Source organism: Phenylobacterium sp. (genome assembly GCF_030645195.1).
Classification (GTDB): Bacteria; Pseudomonadota; Alphaproteobacteria; order Caulobacterales; family Caulobacteraceae; genus Phenylobacterium.
The window spans coordinates 18,224-44,338 of the sequence record NZ_JAUSLW010000111.1 but is presented as its reverse complement, the minus strand read 5'-3'; the positions used below and the strand labels follow the sequence as shown (position 1 = coordinate 44,338).

At 70.4% G+C, this 26,115-nt stretch carries 23 protein-coding genes; 10 read left to right on the top strand and 13 right to left on the bottom strand.

The genetic code is table 11. The features are described 5' to 3' along the window. Positions 1-25: 25 nt before the first annotated feature. From Q7T09_RS09980 to Q7T09_RS09965, 4 genes are all read right to left on the bottom strand, one after another. Positions 26-412 (bottom strand): MerR family DNA-binding transcriptional regulator, encoded by a 387-nt coding sequence (locus Q7T09_RS09980; RefSeq protein ID WP_304699459.1) that lies wholly within the window; start codon positions 410-412, stop codon positions 26-28. 31 nt (positions 413-443) lie between these two features. Continuing rightward, positions 444-2,051 carry a fatty acid--CoA ligase gene (locus Q7T09_RS09975; protein ID WP_304699458.1) on the bottom strand — a complete coding sequence of 536 codons (1,608 nt, stop codon included), beginning with the start codon at positions 2,049-2,051 and terminating at the stop codon, positions 444-446. Positions 2,052-2,061: 10 nt separating this feature from the next. Further along, positions 2,062-4,494 carry a TonB-dependent receptor gene (locus Q7T09_RS09970; protein ID WP_304699457.1) on the bottom strand — a complete coding sequence of 811 codons (2,433 nt, stop codon included), beginning with the start codon at positions 4,492-4,494 and terminating at the stop codon, positions 2,062-2,064. Between the two features lie 123 nt (positions 4,495-4,617). Then, on the bottom strand, positions 4,618-5,820 hold the full coding sequence (locus Q7T09_RS09965; RefSeq protein ID WP_304699456.1) for an acyl-CoA dehydrogenase family protein: 1,203 nt from the start codon (positions 5,818-5,820) through the stop codon (positions 4,618-4,620). A 106-nt stretch (positions 5,821-5,926) separates the two neighbouring features. On the opposite strand from Q7T09_RS09965, the gene Q7T09_RS09960 reads away from it, so the two are divergent. From Q7T09_RS09960 to Q7T09_RS09950, 3 genes are all read left to right on the top strand, one after another. Continuing rightward, a complete protein-coding gene (locus tag Q7T09_RS09960) occupies positions 5,927-6,670 on the top strand; it encodes a LuxR family transcriptional regulator (RefSeq protein ID WP_304699455.1) in 744 nt (247 codons plus the stop codon). 8 nt (positions 6,671-6,678) lie between these two features. Next, positions 6,679-7,092 (top strand): response regulator transcription factor, encoded by a 414-nt coding sequence (locus Q7T09_RS09955; RefSeq protein ID WP_304699454.1) that lies wholly within the window; start codon positions 6,679-6,681, stop codon positions 7,090-7,092. Positions 7,093-7,204: 112 nt separating this feature from the next. Then, positions 7,205-7,747, top strand: a complete 543-nt coding sequence (locus tag Q7T09_RS09950; RefSeq protein WP_304699453.1) for a DUF4199 domain-containing protein — start codon at positions 7,205-7,207, stop codon at positions 7,745-7,747. On the opposite strand, the gene Q7T09_RS09945 is transcribed toward Q7T09_RS09950, so the two are convergent. Both Q7T09_RS09945 and Q7T09_RS09940 read right to left on the bottom strand, forming a co-directional pair. After that, complete coding sequence (locus Q7T09_RS09945; RefSeq protein ID WP_304699452.1) at positions 7,736-8,671, bottom strand: ornithine cyclodeaminase family protein; 936 nt, start codon at positions 8,669-8,671, stop codon at positions 7,736-7,738. The two genes, Q7T09_RS09950 and Q7T09_RS09945, sit on opposite strands and share 12 nt — an antisense overlap. Positions 8,672-8,710: 39 nt before the next feature. After that, entirely contained in the window at positions 8,711-10,012 is a 1,302-nt protein-coding gene (locus Q7T09_RS09940; RefSeq protein WP_304699451.1) for a dienelactone hydrolase, read from the bottom strand. Positions 10,013-10,205: 193 nt separating this feature from the next. On the opposite strand from Q7T09_RS09940, the gene Q7T09_RS09935 reads away from it, so the two are divergent. From Q7T09_RS09935 to Q7T09_RS09910, 6 genes are all read left to right on the top strand, one after another. Further along, positions 10,206-10,763: a hypothetical protein gene (locus Q7T09_RS09935; protein WP_304699450.1), complete on the top strand. Its 558-nt coding sequence runs from the start codon at positions 10,206-10,208 to the stop codon at positions 10,761-10,763. 128 nt (positions 10,764-10,891) lie between these two features. Further along, positions 10,892-11,347, top strand: a complete 456-nt coding sequence (locus tag Q7T09_RS09930) for a BON domain-containing protein (protein WP_304699449.1) — start codon at positions 10,892-10,894, stop codon at positions 11,345-11,347. Positions 11,348-11,349: 2 nt separating this feature from the next. Further along, positions 11,350-13,107 carry an acetate--CoA ligase gene (gene acsA, locus Q7T09_RS09925; RefSeq protein ID WP_304699448.1) on the top strand — a complete coding sequence of 586 codons (1,758 nt, stop codon included), beginning with the start codon at positions 11,350-11,352 and terminating at the stop codon, positions 13,105-13,107. Then, positions 13,104-15,107: a pyruvate dehydrogenase (acetyl-transferring) E1 component subunit alpha gene (gene pdhA, locus Q7T09_RS09920; protein WP_304699447.1), complete on the top strand. Its 2,004-nt coding sequence runs from the start codon at positions 13,104-13,106 to the stop codon at positions 15,105-15,107. The genes acsA and pdhA overlap by 4 nt, the downstream gene beginning before the upstream one ends. Positions 15,108-15,109: 2 nt before the next feature. Further along, positions 15,110-16,270, top strand: coding sequence for a dihydrolipoamide acetyltransferase family protein (locus tag Q7T09_RS09915; protein ID WP_304699446.1), 1,161 nt, complete (start codon positions 15,110-15,112; stop codon positions 16,268-16,270). Then, complete coding sequence (locus Q7T09_RS09910) at positions 16,267-16,524, top strand: acyl carrier protein (RefSeq protein WP_304699445.1); 258 nt, start codon at positions 16,267-16,269, stop codon at positions 16,522-16,524. Before Q7T09_RS09915 ends, Q7T09_RS09910 begins: the two co-directional genes overlap by 4 nt. Positions 16,525-16,534: 10 nt before the next feature. Here the strand turns inward: Q7T09_RS09910 and Q7T09_RS09905 are convergent, their stop codons facing one another. From Q7T09_RS09905 to Q7T09_RS09875, 7 genes are all read right to left on the bottom strand, one after another. Then, positions 16,535-17,170, bottom strand: a complete 636-nt coding sequence (locus Q7T09_RS09905) for a TetR/AcrR family transcriptional regulator (RefSeq protein WP_370689229.1) — start codon at positions 17,168-17,170, stop codon at positions 16,535-16,537. Positions 17,171-17,262: 92 nt separating this feature from the next. Continuing rightward, positions 17,263-18,849 (bottom strand): AMP-binding protein, encoded by a 1,587-nt coding sequence (locus Q7T09_RS09900; RefSeq protein ID WP_304699443.1) that lies wholly within the window; start codon positions 18,847-18,849, stop codon positions 17,263-17,265. Next, on the bottom strand, positions 18,846-20,489 hold the full coding sequence (locus Q7T09_RS09895; RefSeq protein WP_304699442.1) for a carboxylesterase/lipase family protein: 1,644 nt from the start codon (positions 20,487-20,489) through the stop codon (positions 18,846-18,848). The genes Q7T09_RS09900 and Q7T09_RS09895 overlap by 4 nt, the downstream gene beginning before the upstream one ends. Continuing rightward, on the bottom strand, positions 20,486-21,805 hold the full coding sequence (locus Q7T09_RS09890; protein WP_304699441.1) for an MFS transporter: 1,320 nt from the start codon (positions 21,803-21,805) through the stop codon (positions 20,486-20,488). Before Q7T09_RS09890 ends, Q7T09_RS09895 begins: the two co-directional genes overlap by 4 nt. A 3-nt stretch (positions 21,806-21,808) precedes the next feature. Continuing rightward, positions 21,809-23,998 carry a TonB-dependent receptor gene (locus Q7T09_RS09885; protein ID WP_304699440.1) on the bottom strand — a complete coding sequence of 730 codons (2,190 nt, stop codon included), beginning with the start codon at positions 23,996-23,998 and terminating at the stop codon, positions 21,809-21,811. A gap of 335 nt (positions 23,999-24,333) precedes the next feature. Beyond that, a complete protein-coding gene (locus Q7T09_RS09880) occupies positions 24,334-24,906 on the bottom strand; it encodes a nitroreductase (protein ID WP_304699439.1) in 573 nt (190 codons plus the stop codon). Between the two features lie 41 nt (positions 24,907-24,947). Next, positions 24,948-25,406 (bottom strand): BA14K family protein, encoded by a 459-nt coding sequence (locus Q7T09_RS09875; protein WP_304699438.1) that lies wholly within the window; start codon positions 25,404-25,406, stop codon positions 24,948-24,950. A gap of 126 nt (positions 25,407-25,532) precedes the next feature. On the opposite strand from Q7T09_RS09875, the gene Q7T09_RS09870 reads away from it, so the two are divergent. Continuing rightward, positions 25,533-26,099 (top strand): gluconokinase, encoded by a 567-nt coding sequence (locus Q7T09_RS09870; protein WP_304699437.1) that lies wholly within the window; start codon positions 25,533-25,535, stop codon positions 26,097-26,099. Positions 26,100-26,115: the final 16 nt, after the last annotated feature.

Sequence of the window (26,115 nt, the reverse complement as noted above, 5' to 3'; positions counted from 1 at the left end):
CGGCCTGGCGCGGCCGGAATCGCCGCTAGAGCCGCGCCTCCAGGCGTTCGCAGGCGGCCTGCAGGCTCTCGATGGCGCCGATCACCTCGGCGCGCTGCTGCTCCAGGGCGGCGATCCGTTGCTGGAAGGCGCGCAGGGCCACGGCGTTCTGGACCGCGTCGCCGTCCTCGGGATTGTGCAGGTCCAGCACCTGGCGGATCTGGGCGAGCGACAGGCCCACCCGGCGGCCGCGGAGGATTAGCTGCAACCGGGCGCGGTCGCGGCGGGAATAGATCCGCTGCTGATCGCGGCGGGCCGGCTCCAGCAAGCCCTGCTCCTCGTAATAGCGCAGGGTCCGGGGGGTCACCTCGAACTCACGGCACAGCTGGCCGATGGTCAGGGTGGTGGGCGGGCGGCGAAGGCTGACGGTCATGGCTGGGGCCTCTCTCACTCTCGGCGCTATTCTAGTTCACTCGGCGTGCGCGGCCAGCCCAATAGGGCTCGCGCAGTTCGCGGCGCAGGATCTTGCCCGAGGCGTTGCGGGGCAAGGCCTCGATGAAGTCGACGGTCTTGGGCGCCTTGAAGGCGGCGATACGGGTGCGGGCGAAGGCGATGATGCCGGCCGGATCGGGGGTCGCGCCGGGCTTCAGCGCCACCACCGCCTTGACCGCCTCGCCCCAGGTGTCGTCGGGCACCCCGATCACCGCCACCTCGGCCACGTCCGGATGGCCGTAGACGGCGCTCTCCACCTCGGCGGGATAGATGTTCTCGGCCCCGGAGATGATCATGTCCTTCACCCGGTCGTGGATGAAGAGGTAGCCGGCCTCGTCCAGATAGCCCGCGTCGCCCGAGCGCAGCCAGCCGTCGGCGCCCACCGTGGCGGCGGTGGCCTCGGGCAGGCGCCAGTAGCCGGCCATGTTGGAGCTGGAGCGGATGGCCACCTCCCCCACCGTATTGGCCGGCAGGCTCGCCCCGGCCTCGTCGATGATCTTCAGCTCCACGCCGGGCATGGGCAGGCCGGCGGCGCGCATGCGGGCGTTGCCGGCCGGGTCGTGATCCTCCGGCGGCAGGTAGACGATGGTGCCGCAGGTCTCGGTCATGCCGTACTGCTGGCAGAAGCCGCAGCCGAACACCTCCATGCACTCCCGCAGCAGATCCAGCGGGATCGGCGATGCGCCGTAGAGGATGTATTTCAGCCGGCTGAAGTCGACCTCGCGGGCCCGGGGCTGGCGCACCACGATCTGCAGGGCGGCCGGCACCATGAACATCTTGGAGATGCGCTCACCCTCGATGAAGTCCAGCACCTTGAAGGGGTCGAACTCGCGGGCCACGACGCCCTTGGCGCCGTTGTAGAGGCCTACGATCCCCCAACCGGTGCCGCCGATATGGCCCACCGGCATGGCCACCAGGCTGACGTCGTCGGGCCCCCAGCTGTTCCAGGGCATGTTGGCCTCGGCCGAGCGGCGACGGCCCGACAGGATGTTGTCGTGGGACAGCATGGCCCCCTTGGGCCGGCCGGTGGTGCCCGAGGTGTAGAGCTGGACCGCCACGTCGGAGGGGGCGATGACGACGCCCGGGTCGGTGTCGGGCGCGGCGTCGCGCCAGGCCTCATAGACCGAAGCGCCACCGGCGTTGGCGGCCTCCATGGCGATGACGGCCGGGGCGGGATCCAGGCCCTCGAGAATGGCCGGCGCCTGGTCCATCACCTCCGGGCCGATGAAGACCACCGGCGCGCCGGAGTCCCCCAGGATGTAGGCCATTTCCGGCGGCGCCAGCCGCCAGCCGATGGGGGTCATCACCGCCCCCATCTTGGCCGCCCCGAACAGCAGCTCGAAATAGTGGTCGCTGTTCTTGCCCACATAGGCGATCCGCTGGCCCTTGCGGACCCCCTGGGCAATCAGGGCGTTGGCGGCCTGGTTGGTGCGGCGCTCGAATGTGGCGAAGTCGGTCTCCCGCCCCTCGAACACCAGAGCCGTCGCCGAGGGACGCTCCCGCGCGTGGTAGCGCGGGATGTCCCCCAGGGTGGGCATCTGGTCGAAATCGACGGCGGCGACCGGTTCCGCAACACTCATACGCTGGTCCCTAGTACTTGACGGTGAAGGAGGCGCCGAAGGTCCGGGTCTGACCGGGGAAGCGCACCACCACGTTGGCGTTGCTGCTGACCGCCGACCAGTAATATTCGTCAGTCAGGTTGCGGCCCCAAAGCGAGACCTCCCAGCGGTCGTCGCTGGAATGCAGGCCGAGGCTGGCGTTCAGCAGGCCGTATTCCGGGATGGCGAACAGCGGATTGCCCTCCAGGTCGGCGTGGGACTTGGACTGGTAGCGGCCGTTGACCGCCGCCTGGATCCCCAGCTTGTCGTTCAGGTCGTGCTTGTAGAGCAGGGTCAGGCTGCCCTGGAACTTGGGGCTGTAGAGGAAGGGCGCGCCATCGAAGCTCGCCGGCTTGCCCGCCGAATTGATCCCCACATAGTCCTGCACCTCGGTATGCAGCCAGGTGCCCGAGGCGATGGCCGTGAAGTCGGAATTGATCCGCCAGGTGACGTCGCCGTCCAGGCCGTAGGCCATGGACTTGGGCACGTTGGCCAGGCGGGCCAGGGCCGTGTAGATCGGGTCGGCGAAATAGACGCTGAGCTGCTTGTCCTCGTAGTCGTAGTAGAAGAGCGAGGCGTTGGCCTGGACGCGATGCTCGAAGAGGGCGGCCTTGAGGCCCACCTCGTAGGCCAGCAGCAGTTCCTGGGTGGCCGGCGCGTTCTGGGTGGAGATGTTGGCCGCGTTGATCGGGGTGACCCCGGCCTTGGCCCCGCGTGACACCGAGCCATAGACCAGGAGGTTGGGATCCGGCGTCCAATTCAGGGCCAGCCGCCAGGCGAAGTTGTCCTCGTCCATGGTGGAGGTCACCAGGCCGAAGCTGTGGGTGGTGGGGTTGAAGGTGTTGCACTGCCCCTGGGAGATCGGCGCCACCAGGCCGTGGGCCGCGAAGAACAGGAAGCGGTTGGTGATGTTGACGTTGGGCAACATGTTGCCGTTGAAGTCGCGCGAACAGCCGGCGTAGTCCTGCTTGTCCTTGGTGTAGCGCAGGCCGGCGGTCAGCTTGAACTGGTCGTTCAGCCGCCAGTCGGCGTTGGCGAAGACGCTCTGGGTCGTGACGTCGATGTCGCCCTGGTCGCGATAGGTGCGGAAGGCCTGGCTGGCCTGCAGGGCGGTGTAGCCCCCGGAGTTGAACGGCGAGAGCAGCAGGCTGTTGGTGTAGAACCGGATCGTGCCGACATTGGCGTTGTCGCCCAGCATGGTGCGGTTGGAGTCGAGGAGCGTATCCTGGCCATAATAGAGGCCCACCAGCCAGTTCACCGTGTCGGTCTCGCCCTCGAGGTGCAATTCCTCGGCGATGGACTCGATGTGGCCGGCCGCCTTCTGGACCAGGATCTCGTAGGGCGCGCCGCTCCAGTCGAAGGTCGCGTCGCGGGTGAGCTCGTTATAGTTGGTGAGCGACACCAGGCGCATGTGCTCGCCGATGTCGTAGGCGACCTTCACCTTGACGCCGGTGAAGTCGTTGTTCTCCCGCAGCGGCCCGCCGATGCCCAGGCCCGTGCCGATGTCGGTGGCGCGACGGGCATAGGGCGCCCAGTCGGCCTGGGTGGCGTCTGTGGGCATGTGGGTGGCGATGTAGCTGGTCAGGCCCGCGGCGTTGAAGGGGCTGGCCGCCGTGGCCGGGGTGAAGCCGATGCCTTGCGCGGCCACGGTGTCGGACTTGTTGCGCCACAGGGTGAGCGAGGCGTCGATGCTGAGCGCCTCGGTGGGCTGCAGGGCGAGCGAGGCGCGGACGCCGTAGCGGTGGATCTCGCCCAGTTTCTCGCCGCGGGTGTTGCTGCGCTGCCAGCCCTCATCGCTGTCGTCGGTGCGGAAGGCCAGGCGCGCCTGGACGCCCTCGGCCAGGGGCCCGCTGACGAAGCCCTCGAAATTGTGGGTCTTGTAGTTGCCGACCTCGGCGGTCAGGCCCGCCTCGAAGCTGTTGGTGGGCTTGTTGGTGACGAAGTCGATCAGGCCCGCGGTGGTGTTGCGGCCGTAGAGGGTGCCCTGGGGCCCCTTGAGCACCTCGACGCGCTCCAGGTCCATGAGCGGCCCGGTGTTCATCATCGGATAGGCGTAGGCGACCTCGTCGACATAGGTGCCGACGGTGGAGGTGGCCGAGAGGTTGATGGTGTTGAAGCCGATCCCGCGCAGGGTGTAGGTCGGCACCCCCTGATAGCTCTGCGAGACGCTGAAGCTGGGCACGACGCTGGCCAGGTCCTTGACCGTGGTGACGTGCAGTTCGCGCATCTGCTCGCCACGGAAGGCCTGGATGGCCATGCCGATGGTGTTGGCCGTTTCCTCGCGGCGCTGGGCGGTGACCACCAGGGTCTCCACCGTGTTGTCATCTTCCGGCGCGGTCTGGGCCAAGGCCGGGGCGTGGGCCGCCATGGCGGCCGCCGAAACACTCATAGCCAGCACGGCGCGCAGCGTGTGCATCTTGGTCATTGCTCTGTCCCTCCCAGGGTGCGGACGCCTTCTGCCGGGCGTCCCGTCATGCTGGCGAAACTCGCGAAGACCGGGTGAGCGCACAAGCTATCGAAGCTGATAGGGTCCCTTACGGAACCTGGATCAGAGGCCCAGCACCAGCCGGGCCATGATGTCGCGCTGGATCTCGTTCGAGCCGCCATAGATCGAGGCGGCGCGGTCGTTGAGATAGCGGGCCGTGACCGTCAGCGCGTGCTCGGGCCCCACCCAGTCGAGGTTCGATCCCGGGGCGCGGGCCTCGATCTGGTCGACGGCGGCGTAGGCGCCGGCGCCCTCCATCGCCAGTTCGTCGATCATCTGCAGGGTCTCGGTCCCCTGGGTCTTCAGCATGGAGGAGGCCGGGCCTGGATTGTTCCCCGCCGCCAGGGCCGCCAGCACCCGATGCTCGGTCATCTCCACGGCCTCGACGGCGCAGGCCGCCCGCGCCAGCCTGGACCGGAAGGCCGGATCGTCGATCAGCCGGTTCCCGCCGTCGCCAGCCTCTGCGCGGGCGAGCGCCGTGACCGCCTCCAAGGCCACCTTCAGCCCCGGCCCGGACCCGCCGCCGCGCTCGAACTCCAGCAGGTACTTGGCGACGGTCCAGCCGGCGTTCTCGGCCCCGATGCGGTTGGCCTGGGGCACGCGGACCTGGTCGAAGAAGACCTGATTGACCTCATGCTCGCCGGCCAGGGTGACGATCGGCTGGACGCTGATCCCGGGGGTCTGCATGTCCAGCAGCAGGAAGGTGATCCCGGCCTGGGCCTTGCCGTCGGTTCTTGTGCGGACCAGGCAGAACATGCGGTTGGCCCAGTGCGCGTGGGTGGTCCACAGCTTGGTCCCGTTCAGCACATAGTCGTCGCCGTCGGCCACGGCGCTCAGCGCCAGGGCCGCCAGGTCCGAGCCCGCCTGGGGCTCGGAATAGCCCTGGCACCAGTAGTCCTCGCCCGAGAGGATGCGCGGCAGGTAGTGGGCCTTCTGCTCCGGGGTCCCGTGGCCCATGATCACCGGCCCCACCATCTTCAGGCCCATGGGGGCCAAGCTCGGCGCGCCTGCCCGCGCGCACTCGGCGGCGAAGATCGCCTTCTGCATCACGCCCCAGCCGGGGCCGCCATGTTCCACCGGCCAGGAGGGCGCGGCCCAGCCGCGGGCGTGGAGGATCCTCTGCCAGGCCAGGCTGTAGATCTTGTCCATGAAGACGCTGGTGGCCCGGCGACCGGCCTGGCGCAGCTCCGGGGTCAGGGAGTCCGCCAGGAAGGCGCGGACCTCGCCCTGGAAGGCGATCTCGTCGTCGCTGAGGTCGAGGTTCATGGGCGCGGTCTCCGGCGCCCAACCGGCGCGCATCTGCAGGCTTGCGAAATCCCAGGACGCGCACAAGCTATCGTCGGTGATAGTCTAGCCGTGGGGAGGAGCCGCCATGAACGAGATCGACGGCTACGCTCAGGAGGTGGCCCGGCTGGGCGCCGAGCTTGGCCTGCCCTTCATCGCCGTCAGCGCCGATTTCTCCAGCCCCGAGCCGGTGCTGGGCTCCGACGGCCGGCCCTATGCCGAGACTCTGTTCCGCTGGGTCGATCCCAAGCTGGAATATTGGAAGGACCGGGGCTTCGCCCTGCGCACCCCCTTCGTGCTCGCCGCCCGCTACGTGGCCGAGCCCTTCTTCTTCACCGAGGGGCGGTTCGCGACCTGGCGGCCGGTCCCCCAGCTCAGCGCCATCACGGTGGACCGCTCGGCCCGCGACCACGGGGTGGCTGGGGCCATCATCGCACCGACCTACCTGCCGGGCGGCCTGATCGGGGCGGTGGTCTGGGCGACTCCGGACCCGCAGGTCCCGGTGGAGGCCCTGTTCGAGGCCCACGCCCCACGCCTACACGTCGCGGCCCTGAAATTCATCGCCGCCTACAACGACACCCGGGGCGCCACGCCCCAGGCCGGGCCCCCGCGCCTGACCCGGCGCGAGATCCAGTGCCTGAAGTGGGCGGCGGCGGGCAAGACCGACGCCGACATCGGCGAACTGGTGCGCATCTCCGCCCCCACCGTCCGCTTCCACCTGAAGAACGCCGCCCAGAAGCTGCGGGTGGTGGGCCGCTCCCAGGCGGTGCGCGAGGCCGCGGCGCTCGGCTATGTCGGCGGCGGCCACAACCCGGCCCGACCGAACGCCTAGGCCGGCCCATGACCCGCACCGTCCTGCTCTGGGCCCTGGTCCTCGCCGCCGGCGCCTTCGCCCTGCAGTGGCTCGAATATCGGTTCCTGGCGCGGACCTTCTCGCTGGAGGTCTATGTTGCGCTAATCGGGGCGGCCTTCGCCGCGGCCGGGGTGTGGGTGGGTTGGAGGCTCAACGCCCGCCACGCGCCGGGTCCCTTCGAGCCCAATACCGCAGCCATGACCTCCCTCGGCCTCACCCGCCAGGAGGTGAAGGTCCTGGAGCGGCTGGCGGCCGGACAGTCGAACAAGGAGATCGCCCGCACCCTGGGGGTCTCGCCCAACACCGTGAAGACCCACGCCGCCAACCTGTTCGCCAAGCTGGAGGTCAGCCGTCGCACCCAGGCCGTGCGCAAGGCTCGCGACCTGCATCTGCTGCCGTGAGACGGTCGCGCCAAAAGAACGATCCGCACGATCTCACCCTTTTGGGCGATAGGCTGACGCCCGCCCACCCAGCACCCTCATGGCCAAGCCGTGCAGCACAGGAGCAACCGGCATGACCCGCACCATCCTGACCTACGGCCTGATCTCGGGCCTGATCATCATCACAGGCATCATCGGCACGATCGCGCTCAACGGCGGCGCGCCGCATTCCAATGTGTGGCTGGGCTACCTCATCATGCTGGTGGCCCTGTCCTCGATCCTGGTGGGGGTGAGACAGCACCGCGACCAGGCGCTCGGCGGAGTCATCAGGTTCCGCACGGCCTTCCTGATGGGGCTCGGCATCGCCGTTGTCGCCTCGCTGGCCTATGTCGCGGTGTGGGAGATCTATCTGGCGATCACCGACTACCGGTTCATGGACGAGTACATCGCCCAGATCCTGGAGGCCAAGCGCGCCGCCGGCGTCACGGGCCCAGCCTACGCCAAGGCGGTGGCCGACATGGAGACGATGCGGGCCCAGTACGCCAACCCGCTGTTCCGCCTGGCCATGACCTTCATCGAGATCTTCCCGGTGGGCCTGCTGGTGGCCCTGGTCAGCGCCGCCCTGCTGCGGGCGCCAGGCTTCCTGCCGGCGCGGTCGCGGGTCTCAGCGGCATAGGGCCTGGACACTGGCGAGGTCCTGGACGATGTGGCCCAGAGACTTGTAGGCGGTGATCTGGCCCTGCGACTGGCGGCCGGGGATGGCGCCCGACAGCACCTGCCCGATCTCGCCGACGACATGGTCGTCGCCGATGCGGCCCGAAGCCTTGGCCTTGAGGAACTCCGCCCCCTGGGCCAACACCCCCTCGCGGCTGTCGGCGATGAAGCGGCAGGCCGCCACCAGGTCCTCGTCCACCTCCACGGGGCCGGGGCGGCTGGAGCCCACCAGGTTGAGGTGGGTTCCGGGGGCCACCCAGGCGCCCTTCAGGATCGGCTCCTCCGATCCGCTGACCGTGCAGATGATGTCGGCGGCCGCCACCGCGCGCTCGACATCGGCGGAGGGCTCCACCGACAGGCCGGTCTCGGCGGCCATGCGCGCGGCGAAGGCCGCCGCCCGCTCGGGTGATCTCCCCCAGACCGTGACGTGGTCGATGGGGCGCACATGGCGCAGGGCGCGCAGGTGAGTTTGCGCCTGCTCCCCATAGCCGAGGATCGCCAGGCGCGTGGCCTCGGGACGGGCCAAGGCGTCGGTGGCCACCGCGCTGGCGGCGGCGGTGCGGATGGCGGTGACCTCCCCGGCGTGGGCGATGCAGATGGGCGCGCCGGTCTCGGGGTCGAACAGGACGACGACGCCCTGGTGGGACGGGGCGCCCTTGGCGAAGTTCTCGGGGAAGATGCTGATCAGCTTGGCGCCGAAGGCGGCCCGCTCCCCCAGGGCGCCGGGCATGATGCCGAACAGCCGGCCCTCGGCCAGGGGGATGATGGAGCGCAGATGCTGGCGGGTCTCCCCGGCTGAGAGCGCGATCATCGCCGCCCGCACGATGGGAATGGCCACCTCATAGGTCAGCCGTTCCCGCACCTCGTCCTGACCGATGACTCGCATGGCCCACACTAAGGGCGCGCCGGCGCCGGGGCCAAGCCCTCAGGGCGCTGGCGGCCGGTGATGCAGCTCCAGGCCCTGGGCGCCGTTGCGGGGAAAGCCCTTCCAGGTCAGGCCGGGACCGCCGGGACTGAAGGCGCCATAACCGGCCGGCGCCGGCGAGGGCCATTTGGCGTCGTTCCCGCGCGCGACGTCGGTGTCGAGATAGGCGGCGCGGCTGGCGTCGTCCTTCACATGGAGATCAAGGAAGGCGGTGATCATGTGCTGACTGACAGCCATGATCTTGTCCTTGCGCCAGGCCGGATCCTCGAACCAGTGGAAGTCCCACAGGGTGTCGCGCATCGAGGGGGGCGCGCTGCTCATGCCGATGCTGTGGCCGCCGTTCTCGAAGACCAGCATGTAGCGGTCGGCGTGGACCGCCTGGTCGAAGACCGGCTTGATCCCGTCGGAGAAGCCCACAGTGCGGTCCTGGTCGCCGGCGATGATCAGCAGCGGCGCGGTGACGCCGGCCAGGCCCTCGGGGCCCCAGGTCTTGAAGCGGACGCCAGCGGGGGCGATGGCCACCACCGCCTTCAGACCGGGGACCGCCAGCTCGCCGGCCCGGGCTCCGCCGCGAGTATAGGGTTTCATCAGGCCGCCCGGGATCGCGGCCGCGCCGCCGGCCGGGTCCAGGCTTCCGCCCGCCACGGTCAGCACGCCGTAGCCGCCCATGGAATAGCCCATCAGCGCCACGCGGCTGATATCGGCTCCCAGCAGGGCGCCCTTGCCGGCCTGGGCCCGGAGTTCATGGGCCACGAAGGCGATGTCCAGGGGCCGGCGCATGAAGGGCTCTGGGAACCCCTTGCCGTCGCTGATATCGGGATCGCGATGGTGGATGCCCGCCACCACATAGCCCTTGGAGGCCAGGTTCTCCGCCAGCCAGGTCATGGCCGCGGGCGTGCCGCTGTAGCCGTGGGAGAGGATCACCAGGGGAAAGGCGCCCTTGAGCGGCGGCGCGTCGCGCACCGCCACCCCGGCCACGGTGAAGGCCGCCGGGGGCTTCGGTGGTTCGGCCGGCAGGGTGTCGGCATAGGTGACGGGCCTGGCGTTGGCCGGCGCCGTGGCGGGGTACCAGATGTCCACCGGCAGGCTGCGGGCCTTCAGGGGCGCGGCGCCCTTGGCGGCGTCATAGGCCAGGATGTCCGCCTGGCCGGGCTGGACGAGGATGATGGATCGCACGCCAACGCCATGGGTCCCGAGCCGGGCCAGTTCCGGCGCGTCGATCCCCGGACGGCTGGGTGGGGTTTCGGCGACGGCGACGGTGGCGAAGAGGCCAAGGGCCAGGACGAGGCCGAACCTGAACATGCAATTCCTCTCGGGCTTCCGGAGACCAGGCGGCCCGCAGCCCCCGGTGCATAGCCTTGGAATGTCGACTTTATGCGAAGGCTCGCGCCGCGGTCGCAACCTGCCACACGCGATGAGATCGAGGCGACTTGATCCGGCTCAATGTCGGCGCCGGCGCGGGGCGCACAGTCTGGCCAGACGCAGGAGGTCCCCCATGCATAAGGCGCCCATCATCTCGCTCTTGGCGATCTGCGGCCTTGCCGCGGCCACGACGGCCTGCGAGCGCAAGACAGAACCCGCGGCGACCGCCAAGCCGGCGGTTCCCGCCGCCGCGCCCGCCGATCCGACGAGCCTGTGGCTCATCGAGGTCCTGGACGGCGGCAAGACCGTGAGCCAACTTCAGATCTGCGCGGACCAAAGCATCCAGGCCGCCTTCGTGCGCCCCGCCCCGGAGGTCAACGGCCAGCCCTGCGTCCGGGTGGGCGAGGCGGTCGAGACCGGAGACACCTATTCCGTCCGCTGTCGCATCGACGACCAGCTCTACCGCGTCGGCTCCTCGGTCGAGGGCGACCGCGCCCGTGACTTCACGGTCGACATGGCCGTCACGCGCCAAGACAAGAAGGGGCCGAATTTTGAGCAGGTCCGACGCTACCAGCGCCTGGGCGCGTGCCCGGCGGGGTGGGGGATCGGCGACTCCGCCGCGCCCGGCGCCGCCAAGATCGTCAACAGCCTGACGGGCGCCACCCGCGACGCGCCGACAGCAGCGCACTAGGCGGATTGCGGGAGGTCCTGCGTGGCGAGCGGCGCGGGTCGCCAAGGCCGGCGCGGCGCTTGATGGATCGCAATGCGGCCCCGCCTGAACACCCCAGTGTTCGACCGTCGCAGCATGCGAGGTTTGTGATGAACGACAAGGCCCTCCAGGACATCGTCACCGTCGAGCTTGAGCGCCTGGGCGGCGGCGGCGCGATCACCGCTGCGGTCTTCGAGGGCGTCGTGACCCTCACGGGCTCGGTTCCCGACGAGATGCGGCGCGTCCTGATCGAGCAGGAATTGCTGCGGCTCCCCGAGGTTCTCGATGTCCGCAACCACCTGGAGGTGGCCTCGCCACCGGGAGACGCCCGGACCCGTCTCCTGACCTTGCTGGGGCGCGAGGGCGTACCCTGTGACGGCGTCGAGGTCGCGGAAGCCGGCGGCGCGGTGATCCTGTCTGGCCGGGCGGCGAGCTGGTTCGATCGCGACGCCGCCGAGCGGCTCGCCTGGACCCTCCCCGGCGTCCGGTCGGTGGACAACCGGATCGCCCTGCCGCCCGAGGCGGTCCGGCCCGACGTCGACGGCGACGCCGACTCCCTGGCCTGACCGTGACCTGGCCCCCCATCCGCAAGGCGCCGCAGGATCGCGCCGCGGCGAACCTGAAGGACTATGAGGCCGAGGTCGCCGACTTCTCGTGGGCCGCCGCCCGGGCCGAGCTGCAGGGGTTGCCGCAGGGCGGCCTGAACATCGCCCACGAGGCCCTCGACCGGCACGTCCAGGCCGGCCGCGGCGCGCAGCTGGCCCTGCGCTGGATCGGCCGCGACGACACGGTGCGCGACTTCACCTATGCGGAATTGACGATCCAGGCCAACCGCTTCGCCAACCTGTTGCTCAGCCTGGGCGTCAGCAGGGGCGACCGGGTCTACAGCCTGCTGGGCCGCACGCCCGAACTCTACTTCGCCGCCCTGGGCGCCCTGAAGGCCGGGGCGGTCTTCACCCCCCTGTTCTCGGCCTTCGGGCCTGAGCCGATCCGCGCCCGCATGGAGATCGGGCAGGCCAATGTCCTGGTCACCTCCGAGACGCTGTATCACCGCAAGGTGGAGTCCTGGCGTGGCGAGATGACGAGCCTGCGGCAGGTGCTGCTGGTGGACTGCTCGGGCGAGGCGCCGGCCGGGACGCTGGCGCTGGAGCCCGCCCTGGCCCGGGCCGATCCTGACTTCGCGACCGCGCAGACCGCGCCCGAGGACATGGCCCTGCTGCACTTCACCAGCGGCACGACGGGGCGTCCCAAGGGCGCGGTCCATGTCCACGAGGCGGTGGTGGCCCACCACGTCACCGGCCGCAACGCGCTCGATCTGCGGCCGGGCGACATCTACTGGTGCACGGCCGACCCGGGGTGGGTGACCGGCACCTCCTATGGGATCATCTCGCCGCTGACCAACGGCGTGAGCCTGATCGTCGACGAGGCCGAGTTCGACGCCGAGCGCTGGAGGTCCATCCTGCAGGCGCAGAGCGTGACCGTCTGGTACACCGCCCCCACCGCCATCCGGATGCTGATGAAGGTCTGGGCCCAGGATCGGCGGCCCTACGAGGTTCCGGCCCTGCGCTTCATGGCCAGTGTCGGCGAGCCGCTGAACCCCGAGGCGGTGGTCTGGGGCGTCGAGGCCTTCGGCCGGCCCTTCCACGACAACTGGTGGCAGACCGAGACCGGCGGCATCATGATCGCCAACTTCGCCGCCATGGACATCAAGCCCGGCTCCATGGGCCGCCCCCTGCCCGGCGTGACGGCCGGGATCGTGGAGCGGCTGCCCGACGGCTTGGTGCGGGAGGTCGACAAGCCCATGGCCCTGGGCGAGCTGGCGCTGCGGCCGGGCTGGCCCTCGATCATGCGGGGCTACCTCCACGAGGAGGAGCGGTTCCGCAAATGCTTCGTCGGCGGCTGGTACCTCTCCGGCGACCTGGCGATGCGGGATTCCGATGGCTACTACTGGTTCGTCGGACGGGCCGACGACGTGATCAAGAGCGCCGGCCACCTGATCGGACCCTTCGAGGTGGAGAGCGTGCTGATGGAGCACGCCGCGGTGGCCGAGGCCGCCGTGATCGGCCTTCCCGACCCCATCTCCGGCGAGGTGGTGAAGGCCTATGTGGCCCTGAAGCCCGGCCTGGTCGGCGACGAAGCCCTGCGCCGCGAGCTGCTGGGGCACGCCCGCAAGCGGCTGGGCGCCGCGGTCGCGCCCAAGGACATCGCCTTCCGCCAGAACCTGCCCAAGACCCGCAGCGGCAAGATCATGCGCCGCCTCCTGAAAGCCCGGGAGCTGGGCCTGCCGGAGGGCGACCTCTCCACCCTGGAAAGCGAGGAGCGATGAGCGACAACGCCCTGAAGCCCCACCTGTCCCACGCCCATGTCAGCGAGCAGCTGGGGCGCATGATCCGCATCCGCGCCTTCGAGCAAGCCTGCGCCGAGGCCTACACCCAGGAGAAGATCCGCGGCTTCCTGCACCTCTATGACGGGGAGGAGGCGATCGCCGTCGGCGTCGTCCCGCTGCTGGAGTCCCGCGACCGGGTCGTCGCCACCTATCGCGAGCACGGCCATGCGCTCGCCCGCGGCGTGCCGATGACCGCCGTCATGGCCGAGATGTTCGGCAAGCAGTCCGGCTGCAGCGGCGGGCGCGGCGGCTCGATGCACCTGTTCGACCGGGCGGCGAACTTCTACGGCGGCAACGCCATCGTCGGCGGCGGCCTGCCGGTGGCCGCGGGTCTGGCCCTGGCCGATCACCTGCGCCAGGAAGACAACGTCACCGCCTGTTTCTTCGGCGAGGGCGCGGTGGCCGAGGGCGAGTTCCACGAGAGCCTGAACCTGGCCGCGCTCTGGGACCTGCCGGTGCTCTTCGTCTGCGAGAACAACCGCTACGCCATGGGCACGGCCCTTGATCGCTCGGAGGCCGAGACCGACATCCACCTCAAGGCCGAGAGCTATCGCATCGTCTCGGAGGTCGTGGACGGAATGGACGTGGTGGCGGTGGAAGCCGCGGCCCGGCGGGCGATCGCGGCGATCCGGGAGACCGGCAAGCCCTTCTTCCTGGAGTGCCGCACCTACCGGTTCCGAGCGCATTCGATGTTCGACGCCCAGCTGTACCGGGAAAAGGCCGAGGTCGAGGCCTGGAAGGCCAAGGACCCGATCTCGCGATTCCGGGACTGGGCGCTTTCGGCCAATCTCCTCCACGCCGAGGACGTCGTGCGCCTGGAGGCGCAAGCCGCCGCGGAGGTCAGCGCCGCGGTCGCCTTCGCCGAGGCCGCGCCGTGGGAGCCGGTGGCCGATCTCGCCAAATATGTCTGTGCGCCCGAGCGTCCGCCGGCCCCGGAAATCGCCGCATCGGCCGCGACGCCGCAGGAGATCACCTATCGCGAGGCCGCCAGGCAGGGAATCCGCGACGCGATGCTGCGCGACGAGCGGGTCTTCCTGATGGGCGAGGATGTCGGCAAGTACGGCGGCTGTTACGCGGTCTCCAAGGGTCTGCTCGACGAGTTCGGGGCCGCCCGCATCCGCGACACCCCGCTCTCGGAATCGGCCTTCACCGGCGCCGGCCTGGGCGCCGCCATGGCCGGGATGCGGCCCATCGTCGAGCTGATGACGGTGAATTTCAGCCTGCTGGCCCTCGACCAGATCCTGAACAACGCCGCCACCATCCGCCACATGTCGGGCAACCAGTTCGGCTGCCCGCTGGTGATCCGCATGGCCACCGGCGCGGGCCGCCAGCTCGCCGCCCAGCACTCCCACAGCCTGGAGGGCTGGTACGCCCACATTCCCGGCCTGCGCATCCTCGCCCCAGCGACGGTGGAGGACGCCCGCGGCATGCTCTGGACCGCCCTGCAGGAGCCGGACCCGGTGCTGATCTTCGAGCACGTCATGCTCTACAATCGGACCGGCCTGCTCTCCCCCGACGCTGGGGCCGTCGACATCGACAAGGCCGCCGTCCGCCGGCCGGGCAAGGATATCAGCCTGATCACCTATGGCGGCTCGCTGTGGAAGACCCTGGAGGCGGCCGAGCGCCTGGCGGCCGACGGCATAGAGGCCGAGGTGCTGGACCTGAGGGTGCTGCGGCCCCTCGACGAGGCCGCCATCCTCGCCTCCGTCGCCAGGACCCGCCGCGCGGTGATCGTCGACGAAGGCTGGCGCTCGGGCGCCCTGGCCGCGGAGATCGGCATGCGGATCGTCGAACAGGCCTTCTTCGAACTGGACGCCCCGCCCGCCCGGGTCTGCAGCCAGGAGGTTCCGATCCCCTATGCTCGCCACCTTGAGGAGGCCGCCCTGCCGCAGGCCGACAAGATCGTCGCCGCGGCCAAGGCCGCCCTGGGGCGCGCCTGACCATGGGCGAGTTCCGCATGCCGTCGCTGGGCGCGGACATGGAGGCGGGCGCCCTCGTGGAGTGGCTCGTGAAACCGGGCCAGGCGGTCAAGCGCGGAGACATCGTCGCGGTGGTGGAGACCCAGAAGGGCGCCATCGAGATCGAGATCTTCGAGGCCGGAACGGTGGAGCGCCTCCTGGCGGAGCCGGGCGCCACCGTGCCCGTCGGCGCCCCGCTCGCCATGATCCGTACGGAGGGCGAACCGGCGCAGGCGCAAGCCATTCCACCGCCCGTCGATCGCCCTCCGCCCGCAGCGCCAACCCTCGCGCCCGCCGCCCCGCCGTCCGTGACGCACCCGTCCCCGGCCGGGCGGGTGCGGATTTCTCCGGCGGCGCGACGCCTGGCGGCCGAGCGTGGCCTGGACCTGGCGGCGCTGACCGGCACGGGCCCGGGCGGCGCGATCCAGCTCGCCGACCTGCCCGCCGCCCCGCCGGCGGCGCCGGCCGCCGCGCCCTTCGATTTCAGCCAGATGCGCGCGGCGATCGCCGCGGCCATGTCGCGCTCCAAGCACGAGATTCCGCACTACTACCTCTCCGACACGGTCGAGATCACAGCCGCCCGTGACTGGCTGGCCGCGGCCAACGCCGAGCGACCGCCCGAGACGCGCCTGCTGATGGGCGCGCTCTTCGTGAAGGCGACGGCGCTGGCCGCCCGCGCCTATCCGGAATTCAACGGATTCTTCGAGAACGGCGCCTTCCGGCCCAGCGCCGCCGTCCATGTCGGCATGGCGATCGCCTTGCGCGGCGGCGGCCTGGCGGCGCCGGCCATCCACGACACCGCCGACCTCAGCCTGGAGACCCTCATGGCGCAGATGCGCGACCTGGTGGGCCGGGTCCGCGCCGGCCGCTTCCGTAGCTCCGAGATCGCCGACCCGACCCTCACCGTCTCCAGCCTGGGGGACCGGGGCGTCGAGGCGCTGTTTGGGGTGATCTATCCGCCCCAGGTGGCGATCGTCGGCTTCGGCAAGGTGGTCGAACGCCCCTGGGTCGTCGACGGCGCCATCGGGCCCAGGCCCGTGGTCGGCCTGACGCTCGCGGCCGATCATCGCGTCAGCGACGGCCACCGGGGCGCGCTGTTCCTGGCCGAGGTCGGCCGACGTCTGCAGACCCCGGAGTCCCTATGAACGAGGCTGACATCCTCGCCGTGATCCGCGATGAGCTCGCGCGCCTGGCTCCGGAGATCGCCTTCGAGACCCTCGATCCCGCGCTCGACCTTCGGGAGCAGGTCGACCTCGATTCCATGGACTTCCTCAACCTGCTGACGGCGCTGCACCAACGGTTGGGCGTGGACATCCCCGACGCGGACGCCGCCAAGCTGGCCAGCCTCGCCTCGCTAGTCGCCTATCTGGCGCGCAAGGGCGCCGCGCCGCCCCCATGAGGGCGGCGGCTCAGCCGGGCTTGGTGGCGGGGGAAACCCCGCAGATTTCGAGGAAGCCGGCGGCCATGAACCGCGCCATGCGCTGCTTCACGGCCGGGAAGTCCTCCGACCGGCAGCGGCCGCCAGAGAGCTTGTCGATGCGGCCCGTCCGGGCGAGCGTCACCATCAGGGCGCCCGTCACGAAGTGGTAGCCCCAGAAGATATCCTCCTCCGGGCAATCGGGCAGCGCCTTGCCCAGCAGGTCGATCAACCGCAGCACCACGGGATCGAAGTGCTGATCCATCAGGTCGGCGCCCCATTCCGGCGTGTTGGAGACCAGCGCCCCCAGGGCGCCGTAGTGCTTCCAGCCCTCGCCGCCCTGGCTGTAGAGATCGAGATCGGTGTCCAGGAACGCATGTAGCGCGCCCTCCACAGTCGGCTTGCCGCCGACCGAGGCCTCGTATTCGTCGAGCGCCTTCATCCGCCGCTCGCTGGTCACCACGGCGCGCCGCGCGAACACCGCGTCGAACAGCCTCTTCTTGTCCTCGAAATAATAGTTCAGCAGCGTGTGGTGGACGCCGACCCGCCGGGCGACGTCCTGCAGGGTGACGCCGTACAGCCCGTGCCGGGAGAAGAGCTCCTCGGCCACGTCGAGGATCTGCTCCATCGACTCGGCGCGTTGTTCGGCCTTCTTGGACCGTCTCCGGGGTTTCAAGCTGTCGGGCACGCGGCACTCTTTCAACGCGATGGCGGCGGGCGTCAAGGCTCGGGGGCGCCGGCCGGCGCGGCGTAGACCGCCCTGAGCCGAAACTTGTCGATCTTGCCCGTCGGGGCCAGCGGCATGCGCTCCAGGCGGACAACCTCGTCGGGTATCCACCAGCTGGCCACCCGGCCCTGCAGGGGCTCCAGCAGGGCCGCGTCGGTCAGGCCGCCGGGATCACGCAGTTCCACCAGCAGGATCGGCCGCTCCCCCCACTTGTTGTCAGGCCTGCCGATCACCGCGGCCAGGGACACCTGCGGCAGCGCGCTCACCAGCGCCTCGATCTCGGCGGGGTTGATCCATTCGCCGCCCGACTTGATGAGGTCTTTGGCCCGGCCGGTGATCATCAGATTCCCGTCGTCGTCGATCCGCGCCAGATCGCCAGTGGGGAACCAGCCGTCGGCGTCGACGGCGGGCCTGACGTCGCCGAAGTAGCGCGCGACCACCGCGGCGCCGCGCACATGTAGATGACCCTCGGTGTTCCGCTGCCGGGCCAGGGGCCGCCCGTCGGCGTCGGCGACCATGAGGTCGACGCCGACCGCGGGCCTTCCGGACTGCGCGGCCGAGCGTTTGGGATCGCCGGCCGCCGCGACCGTGCCGGACGGCGACAGCTCGGTCATCCCCCAGCTCGTCTGAACGACGACGCCCAGGCGCGCCTCCAGCCGGGCCATCAGGGCCGGGGGCATCGGCGCCCCGCCCACCACGATGCGCTCAAGGCTCGGGACCTCGCCGCCCTCGGCGTCCAGGTGCTCCAGCAGGCCCAGCCACACGGTGGGCACGCCCACGGCCAGGGTCACGGCCTCGGCCCGGATCAGCCGCGCCAGGCTCGCCCCGTCGGCGTTGCGCCCCGGCAGAACCAGCTTGGCCCCCGCCGCCGGCGCCGCGAAGGGCAGGCCCCAGGCGTTGGCGTGGAACATCGGCACCACGGCCAGCAGGCTGTCGCGGCCCGAGATCGCCATGCCGTCCACCTGCAACGCCCGCAGCGTGTGCAGGAAGCTCGATCGGTGGGTGTAGGTCACGCCCTTCGGCGCCCCCGTGGTGCCCGAGGTGAAGCAGAGGCCGCAGGGCGCGGTCTCATCGAACTGTCCCCAGGCGAACCCGTCCACCGCCGCGGCGATCAGGGGCTCCAGAGCGACCGCCTCGCCCTCCGCTGGTCCGTCGATCACCAGCAGGCGCAATTCGTGCGGGACTCGCTCGGCGACCTTCCGCGCCAGGCCGGCCAGGTCGGCGCTGACGATCACCAGCCGGGCCTCCGAGCGCAGCACCATGGCCGCCAGGTCGTCGGCGGTCAGCCGCGGGTTCAGGGTGTGGCAGACCGCGCCCATGCCCATGATGGCGTACCACGCCTCGAAGTGCGCCTGGGTGTTCCAGGCCAGGGTCGCGACCCGCTCGCCGGTCCCGACGCCCAGTCCGGCCAGCACCGATGAGACCCGCCGGCTGCGCGCCATCAGCGCCCCATAGCCGATCCGGTCCACGACGCCGTCCTGCCGGGCCGTCACCACCTCAGAGGTGGGGCGCCACTTGGCGGCGTGCGCCAGGAACTTGTCGAGCGTCAGCGCGAAGGGCTGCATGGCTCCGTCGATCATCGGCGTTCCGGGGGCTCAGGCGGCGAGGCAGGCGCGGCGAGGCCGATATTCCAGTTCCACGGGGTGTCGCCCCGCGCGCGGCGGCGTCGGACGACCTCCTCGTTCAGCTCGTACATGCCAGGCGCCAGCCGCGTCTTCGCGCGCGGGACGTCCTCCAAGGCCATGAAGACGCGGCCCTCGCCATAGGAGCGCCAGGCCGGCTGGCCCACGGCGGCCGGGACCCCGGTCTTCACGAAGCTCACCCAGTAGTCCTGCACGGCGTCTGCGAAGCGCATCTCGGCGCCGGAGTTCGGCGGCTTGGGCCAGGCTGGCGGCGTCTTGTCCCGCGTCCCGAAGACGTAGGGGATCTCGGCGGCGTGGAAGGCGTGCAGGCCGAGGTCGTCGGCGGCCGGATAGCCGTGGTCGAACAGATAGAGGAACGACGGCCGCCCGGCGGCGGCCTGGGTCGCCGCCAGCCGCTCGGCGGTCCAGCCGTAGAGGGCGTCGCGGGGCGCGGCCAGCAGGCTCTCGGCCAGATCGCCGGCCGGATAGAGCCGCAGGAAGGCCTCGGCCAGGTCGCCATAGCGCGCACCGATCACCTGCTCGTAGGCGGCCGCGCTCGCGGGCCGGGGCGCGGCCAGGAACCGCAGCGAGCGGATCTCGCCGGCGTTGTAGCCGGCCAGCACCGCCGCCGGCGCCTGCTCGCCCCGGTCGAAGACCTCCACCAGCTGGCGAGGCAGCACCTTTCCGTCGACGACCCCGAACGGGGCGAAGCCGGCCTTCGGCGCCCTGTCGACGAGTTCCGCGGCGTCCAGGGCGCGCAGCGCCGCCAGACCGCTGGCGCCCAGACGCTCGGCGAGCTGCACTCCCGCCGCCTCCGCCGGCCTCTCCCCGAACCGAGCCGCCTTCAGTTCCGGCGTCGAGATCATGTAGGCGCTCTGCGCGATCGCCTTGTCGAACAGGCCGCGCGCCAGGGGCGTGGCCATCAGGTACATGACACTGAGCGCCCCGGCGGACTCGCCGGCCACGGTCACCCTGGCCGGGTCGCCCCCGAAGGCGGCGATGTTGCGCCGGACCCAGGTGAGCGCGGCGATCTGGTCCAACAGGCCGTAGTTTCCCGAGACCCCATCGGGGCTCTCGGCGCTGAGCTCCGGATGCGCCAGCCAGCCCAGCACCCCCAAGCGATAGTTGATGGACACCACCACGAGGCCCCGCCGGGCCAGGGCCGCGCCATCATACATGCTCTCGCGGCCGGAGCCGGTGGCGAGGGAGCCGCCGTGGATCCACACCATCACCGGCGCGGCGGCCGAGCCGCTCGGCGGATGCGCCGGGGCCCAGACGTTCAGCGTCAGGCAGTCCTCGCTAAGCCGCGGCAGTTCGCTCGCATAGATCCCGCCCGGCGGCGCCCGTGGCTGCAGGCAGGCCGGGCCGAACGCCTTGGCCTCCCTCACCCCGCTCCAGGGCTTCAGCGGCGCCGGCGGCCGCCATCGCAGCGCGCCCACCGGCGGGGCCGCATAGGGCAGGCCTCGGAAGACGTTCACCTCACCCGCCGCCTCGCCCCGCGCGGCCCCCGCCGGCGCCAGGACCACCGGCGGCGGCCGCGCCGCGGCGGCCCCGACGCCCAGCGCCAGGGCCAGGGTCAAGCCCAGCCACCCTCTCATGCTCGGGCCTCCTCCCGCCGGAGCACGCGGGCGAGCGCCAGGAACAGCCCCACGGCGAGCGCATAGACCGGCGCCAGGGCGTAGAAGGCCAGTTGCAGCGAGGTCTGCGGATGGCTGGCCTTCAGGGCGTCGCTGACCAGGCCGACGAAGGTCGGTCCCACGCCCATGCCGATCAGGTTCATCACCAGCAGCAGCAGGGCGCCCGACAACACGCGCTGCTCGGGGGCCACCTCCGCCTGGACCAGCGCCACCGCCGAGGAGAGATAGAAGTAGTTGAGGAAGGTCGGCCCCAGCAGGAACACCAGGGCCAGCGGCCAGGTCGGGGCCCAGACGAAGGCCAGATAGGGCAGGACGGCCAGCGACAGGGTCAGGGCCGGCACGGTCGCATAGGCCGCCTTCGAGGTTCGCGTGAACCGATCGATCACCCGGCCCGAGACGAAGATCCCGCCGCCCATGCCCACCGCCACCACCAGGGCGTACCAGAGCGAGATGTCCGGCAGGGTCATGCCCTTCTCGCGCATCAGGAACAGGGTCGTGAAGTTGCCAGCCCCATAGGTGATGATCTGGGTCGCCGCGCTCGCCAGGGCCACCAGCCGCAGGGCCGGGGTGGCGAAGAACATGCGCACCGTCGGCCAGAAGGGAGCGGGGCCGGCCGATCCCTTGGGTGGGCCCCCGCGATCGAGCCCGCCCCGGACCGGCTCGCGCACGCCCAGCAGCACCACGAGGGCGGCGACGATGCCGACCGCACCCAGGATGATGAAGGCCGCCCGCCAGCTATAAGCCGCCGCGATGGCCGCCCCGAACGCGACCCCCAGCGCCTGGCCGATCGGCGGTCCGAGGTTGAACAGGCCCAGCGCCGTGCCCCTGCGGCCGGGTGGGAAGTAGTCGCTGATGATGGCGTAGGAGGGCGGCACCCCGCCCGCCTCGCCGACGCCCACGGTCATCCGCGCCAGGACGAGCTGCGGATAGTTGGCCGACAGCCCGCACCCCATGGTCGCCGCGCTCCACAGGCCGCAGGCGACGACCAGAACACGCACCCGGTTGGTCCGATCGGCCAGCCAGCCGACCGGAATGGAGATCAGGCAGTAGAACAGCGCGAAGTAGAGGCCGCTGATCAGACCGAGCTGACCGTCGGTGACCCCGAGCTCGTCCTGGATGGGCTTGGCCAGGATCGACAGGAGCTGCCGGTCCAGGAAGTTCAGCACATAGACGAAGCAGAGGATCGCCAGCACCGGCCAGGCGCCCTTCGCCGGCTTCAGGGCCGCGGCGGTCCCGGAGGTGGCCGCCGCGGCCCGTGCGTGGGCAGACGCCGCCACGGGTTAGAAGTCGTAGCCCAGCCGCACGCCGATGGTGCGGGGCCGCTGGACCGCGAACCGACTGGCGATGAAGGCTTCCGGATGCACGTAGTTGATCTTGCGGCTGTCGAAGAGGTTCTCCACGTAGGCGGCCACCGTGAGCCGCTCGAAGGCCACCGCGAAGGTCGCGTTCACATTCGTATAGGCCTCGGTGAAGGCGTAGGTCGGGCTGACCACGCCGGGACGGCCCGGCGTGTTGGGGAACATGCCCGGGAAACTCCCCACCCGCTGCACCACCCCCGACAGGTTGGCGCGGGCCTGCGGCGTCAGGTCGAATCCGTAGTTGAAATAGGCCGCCCCCTGGAAACGGGGCGCGGCGAGCCTCACCCCCTCCACGGCGCCCGAGATGGCCGCCTCGGTGGGCGAAAGCTCGGTCACCTTGGCGTTGATCAGGGACCCGTTGATCCCCACCGTCAGCCCCTCGGCGGGCAGGGCCACGATCTCGAACTCGACCCCCTTGCTGACCGCCTTGCCGATGTTGGTGGCGAACTGCACCGAGTCCGACACTCGGTTGGCCTGGACCTGGATGTTCTTCCAGTCGATCCAGTAGGCCGATAGGTTGGTGGTCAGCCGGCCGTCGAGCCAGCGGCCCTTCAGGCCCAGCTCGTAGTTGGTCAGGTCGTCGGAGTCGGCGCCCGGCGGGATGATGATGTCGCTGGGGTTCACCACGCTGGCGCGGCCGGCGAAGGCGTTCACCACCGGCGTGCGGAAGCCGGTGGAGACCGTGGCGTAGGTGCTCACCGCCGGCGACGGCTTGTACGAGACGCTGACCTTCCAGGACGGCCCGGCTTCCTTGGCCTTCACGCCCGTGGCCGGCGCGATCTGGGTGATCGTCAGCGGTCCTCGGAAGCCGGTGAGCGCGGCGAGGAGATAGTTGCTGTTGTAGCCGCCCTCGACATGGGACTGCGCCTCGAAGCCGCCGTACCGGAGCCCGCCCGTCACCTTCAGTTTGTCGCTGAGGCGGTAGGTCACCTCGCCGAAGCCCGCGAGCTCCTGCGAGTTCGTGTGGTTGAATTGGCGCTGATAGTACTCGTCGGTCAGGCCGGTCAGGCCGCGGGCCGTCAGGAAGGCCGGCGACGAGCGGTAGAGGTAGTCCACGTCCAAACGCCGGTCGAGGAAGAAGCCGCCGACCACCCAGTCCCACTTCCCGCCCGGATCCGACGCCAGCCGCGCCTCCTCCACGAAGGTGTCCATGTATCCAAAGGCGTCGAGGCCGAAGGCGATGGCGCCGCCGAAGGTGCCCGCCAGGTCGACGAAGAACTTCTGGTCGAACTGGGAATAGGTCGAGGAGCTGGTGAGCTGGGCGCCGTCGAACTGGTACTCGACGGTGGCGTTGAAGCTGGTGAGCTTGCCCTGGAAGAGGTCGGGCCGGTCCGACACACGGATGTCGCGGCCGAGCTTGGGACTGACCGTCGAGGAGTCCTCCGGTTCGCTCTTCTCGTGCGAGGCCAGCAGCTTGATCGACATGCGGTCGGTCGGCGTCCACAGCAGGCTGACGCGCCCGCCCCAGGCCTTCAGGGTGTTGGCGTTGGCTTTGCCGGTGCCGATGTTGTCGATGTAGCCTTCCTCGTCGCGGACGAAGCCCACGGCGCGCAGAGCCAGCTTGTCGTTCACCAGGGGGATGTTGATCATCCCGTTGTACCGCTGGCGCAGGGAGTCCGACCCGGTCATGGCGTAGTCCACGAGCACCGAGGCGTCGAACTCGGTCAGGTTCGGCCGCTTGTTCAGGATGCGCAGCGCGCCTGACAGTGAGCCCGAACCGAACAACGTGCCCTGCGGACCACGCAGGAACTCCACCCGCTCGACGTCATAGAGATTGGGGTCGAGCACCGTCGTATTGCCGATGGTCGAGATCGGCAGCTCGTCGATATAGACCGCCACCGTGCTCTGCAGGTTCGCGCCATAGCCGTTGGTGGCGATTCCGCGCGCGGTGAAGTTGTTGAAGTTGGCGCTGGGCCGGTTCAGCACCACGCCGGGCGTCTCTTGCGCCAGGCCCTCGTAGCCCACGATCCCCTTGGCCGTGAGAGTCTCCTGCGAATAGGCGGTGATGCTGAGCGGCACGTCCTGCAGCCGCTCGTTCCGGCGCGTCGCGGTGACGATGACCTCGCTGACATCCGTGGTCCGGGCCGGCGCGCCCGATGTCTCGGGCCTCACCGTCTGAGCTTCCGCCGTCCCCCCGGCAGCCAGCGTCGCGGCGCATGCCGACGCCATGAGAAGCACTCTCATTGTCCGTTCCTCCCTGTCCGCACCGGTCATTCGCGCCGGGCTGTGGACATAGGATTGGAACCTCAGCCGTCCGGAGTCAACACTCACTCTCACGAGAGTGAATGTCTTGCATGCGCTCGACCGGGAGACCTCCGCGCCCTGACGGGTTTGAGGACGCCAGGAAATCCTCGCGAATTTGCGGGCTTAGGGATGAGAGTTAGGAAAAATCCGGGCGGTCAGCATCGGGCGCGACGGCGATCCCGAGCGCGATCGAGGACGGGACCTCAGGTTCCGCCGAGTCGAACAAACTCGACATCCGCCGGGCGCCGGTCAGGTGCGGCGACGGCCGCGGCGGGCCGGCCGAGGATGATGGGCGCCACCGGCCTCAGGCCGTCGGCCATGCCCAGCCAGTCCTTGGCCTCAAGGCTGTTGAGCCAGGTCTCCGCAAAGCCGATCCAGCAGGAGCCCAGCCCCTGGGCGTGGGCGGCCAGCATCAGGGTCTGGGCCGCGAGGCAGCAGTCCTTGACGGCCATCTCGCCCGGCTCTGTGGCGCAGACCACGACCAGGGCTGGCGCATTGTAGAAGATGTTGAAGTCGGGCTGTTCGAGCATGCCGCGCACGGCGGCCAGTTCGGGCCGGCGTGTCGCCTCGTCGAGCATCAGGCGTTTGGCGGCCGAGGAGCATCGCGCCAAGGTCTCCCGTCCCTCGATGACCAGGAAGCGCCAGGGCTGGCGGTTCATGCCGCTGGGCGCCCAGACCGCGTTGTCGATGACGGCGCCGATCAGGGCGTGGGACACCGGCTCATCGCGATAGTCACGTACGGCGCGGCGGCTACGGATCCCTTCCAGCATGTCCATCGGCAGATCCCTTCATCAGGCTGACGCCAAGCTCTCCGCCGCTACTGGCAGTAGTGCCTCAGGCCGTCATAGCCGAGGTAGGTGCGGCTGCGGGGGTCATAGCTGCGGTACTTGCGGGCGCAGTAGGAATCCCAGCTGCGGTCGGCGGTCTGGGCGTGATTGGCCTGGTCGGCCGATCCGACGATCGCGGCCCCGAGCGCGAAGCCGAGGATGCCGGCGATGAGTGCGGTGGTGTCGTCGTCGTCCCGATGGCCGCGGCGGCGCTGATAGTCCTGGGCCCAGCGGTCGCGTTCACGGTCGTGGCGGCGCCATTCCTGCGCATCCACCCATCGACCATTGTAGTAGTAGCGATCACCCTGGTAGCCGTCGTGACGATGACCGGCGTCGCGGGGCGGCGGGGCCCGCCAAGCCTCGCCATAGGGCCTCGGCTGGGCGACCGCGGTCTGGGCCAGCATCACGGTGGCCAGGCACCCGGCGGTGAGGGCGGACAACTTTCGCATGGTCGAAGTCTCCATCACCGCTGCGGTGATGATTGAGCTTGGCCCCCTGGCGGGCGGTCACCTTGATGGGGATCAAGTCGGCGGCCGGCTTTGCGCGCGGGACGCCGAAGCGGCATGCTGGCCGCGATGCCGACACCCCTCCCCGCCTCCGAGATCCCGCAGCTGGTCATCATGGGCGTGGCCGGCGCCGGCAAGTCCACCCTCATGCGGGCGCTCGCCGCGCGCCTGGGTTGGGCCTGCCAGGACGGCGACGACCTGCACCCGGCCGCCAATGTCGCCCGCATGGTCCGGGGCGAGCCGCTCACCGACGCCGACCGCGCGCCCTGGCTGGCGGCCATCGGCGCCTGGCTGGACGCGCGTCGGGTCGAGGGACGCCCGGCGATCGTGGCCTGCTCTGCCCTGAAGCGGGCCTACCGGGACGGACTGCGGTACGGGCGGCCGGGGCTGCGGTTCGTCTGGCTGAAGGGCGAGCCGGCGGTCCTGAGACGGCGCCTGGCCGGTCGCGCCGGGCACTTCGTGGGCCAGGACCTGCTGGCGAGCCAGATCGCGACCCTGGAGACGCCCACGGCCGAGGAGGAGGTGATCACCGTCGACATCGACCTGTCGACGGAGGCGCAGGCCGACCAGGTCCTCGCGGCCCTGGGCCCGGCCGCCGCTACCGGACCGGGTGACCGCGGTCCCCGGCCTCTCTAAAGAGGGCGCTTCATTG

Excerpts from the sequence above, each read along its gene's own strand:
- Q7T09_RS09935 (WP_304699450.1), top strand. The coding sequence starts at position 10,206 with ATGCATAAGGCGCCCATCATCTCGCTCTTGGCGATCTGCGGCCTTGCC.
- Q7T09_RS09930 (WP_304699449.1), top strand. The coding sequence starts at position 10,892 with ATGAACGACAAGGCCCTCCAGGACATCGTCACCGTCGAGCTTGAGCGC.
- Q7T09_RS09940 (WP_304699451.1), bottom strand. The coding sequence starts at position 10,012 with ATGTTCAGGTTCGGCCTCGTCCTGGCCCTTGGCCTCTTCGCCACCGTC.
- Q7T09_RS09870 (WP_304699437.1), top strand. The coding sequence starts at position 25,533 with ATGCCGACACCCCTCCCCGCCTCCGAGATCCCGCAGCTGGTCATCATG.
- Q7T09_RS09910 (WP_304699445.1), top strand. The coding sequence starts at position 16,267 with ATGAACGAGGCTGACATCCTCGCCGTGATCCGCGATGAGCTCGCGCGC.
- Q7T09_RS09945 (WP_304699452.1), bottom strand. The coding sequence starts at position 8,671 with ATGCGAGTCATCGGTCAGGACGAGGTGCGGGAACGGCTGACCTATGAG.
- Q7T09_RS09880 (WP_304699439.1), bottom strand. The coding sequence starts at position 24,906 with ATGGACATGCTGGAAGGGATCCGTAGCCGCCGCGCCGTACGTGACTAT.
- Q7T09_RS09900 (WP_304699443.1), bottom strand. The coding sequence starts at position 18,849 with ATGATCGACGGAGCCATGCAGCCCTTCGCGCTGACGCTCGACAAGTTC.
- Q7T09_RS09965 (WP_304699456.1), bottom strand. The coding sequence starts at position 5,820 with ATGAACCTCGACCTCAGCGACGACGAGATCGCCTTCCAGGGCGAGGTC.
- Q7T09_RS09905 (WP_370689229.1), bottom strand. The coding sequence starts at position 17,170 with ATGGAGCAGATCCTCGACGTGGCCGAGGAGCTCTTCTCCCGGCACGGG.
- pdhA (WP_304699447.1), top strand. The coding sequence starts at position 13,104 with ATGAGCGACAACGCCCTGAAGCCCCACCTGTCCCACGCCCATGTCAGC.
- Q7T09_RS09915 (WP_304699446.1), top strand. The coding sequence starts at position 15,110 with ATGGGCGAGTTCCGCATGCCGTCGCTGGGCGCGGACATGGAGGCGGGC.
- Q7T09_RS09970 (WP_304699457.1), bottom strand. The coding sequence starts at position 4,494 with ATGACCAAGATGCACACGCTGCGCGCCGTGCTGGCTATGAGTGTTTCG.
- Q7T09_RS09950 (WP_304699453.1), top strand. The coding sequence starts at position 7,205 with ATGACCCGCACCATCCTGACCTACGGCCTGATCTCGGGCCTGATCATC.
- Q7T09_RS09895 (WP_304699442.1), bottom strand. The coding sequence starts at position 20,489 with ATGAGAGGGTGGCTGGGCTTGACCCTGGCCCTGGCGCTGGGCGTCGGG.
- Q7T09_RS09960 (WP_304699455.1), top strand. The coding sequence starts at position 5,927 with ATGAACGAGATCGACGGCTACGCTCAGGAGGTGGCCCGGCTGGGCGCC.
- Q7T09_RS09875 (WP_304699438.1), bottom strand. The coding sequence starts at position 25,406 with ATGCGAAAGTTGTCCGCCCTCACCGCCGGGTGCCTGGCCACCGTGATG.
- Q7T09_RS09980 (WP_304699459.1), bottom strand. The coding sequence starts at position 412 with ATGACCGTCAGCCTTCGCCGCCCGCCCACCACCCTGACCATCGGCCAG.
- Q7T09_RS09975 (WP_304699458.1), bottom strand. The coding sequence starts at position 2,051 with ATGAGTGTTGCGGAACCGGTCGCCGCCGTCGATTTCGACCAGATGCCC.
- Q7T09_RS09955 (WP_304699454.1), top strand. The coding sequence starts at position 6,679 with ATGACCCGCACCGTCCTGCTCTGGGCCCTGGTCCTCGCCGCCGGCGCC.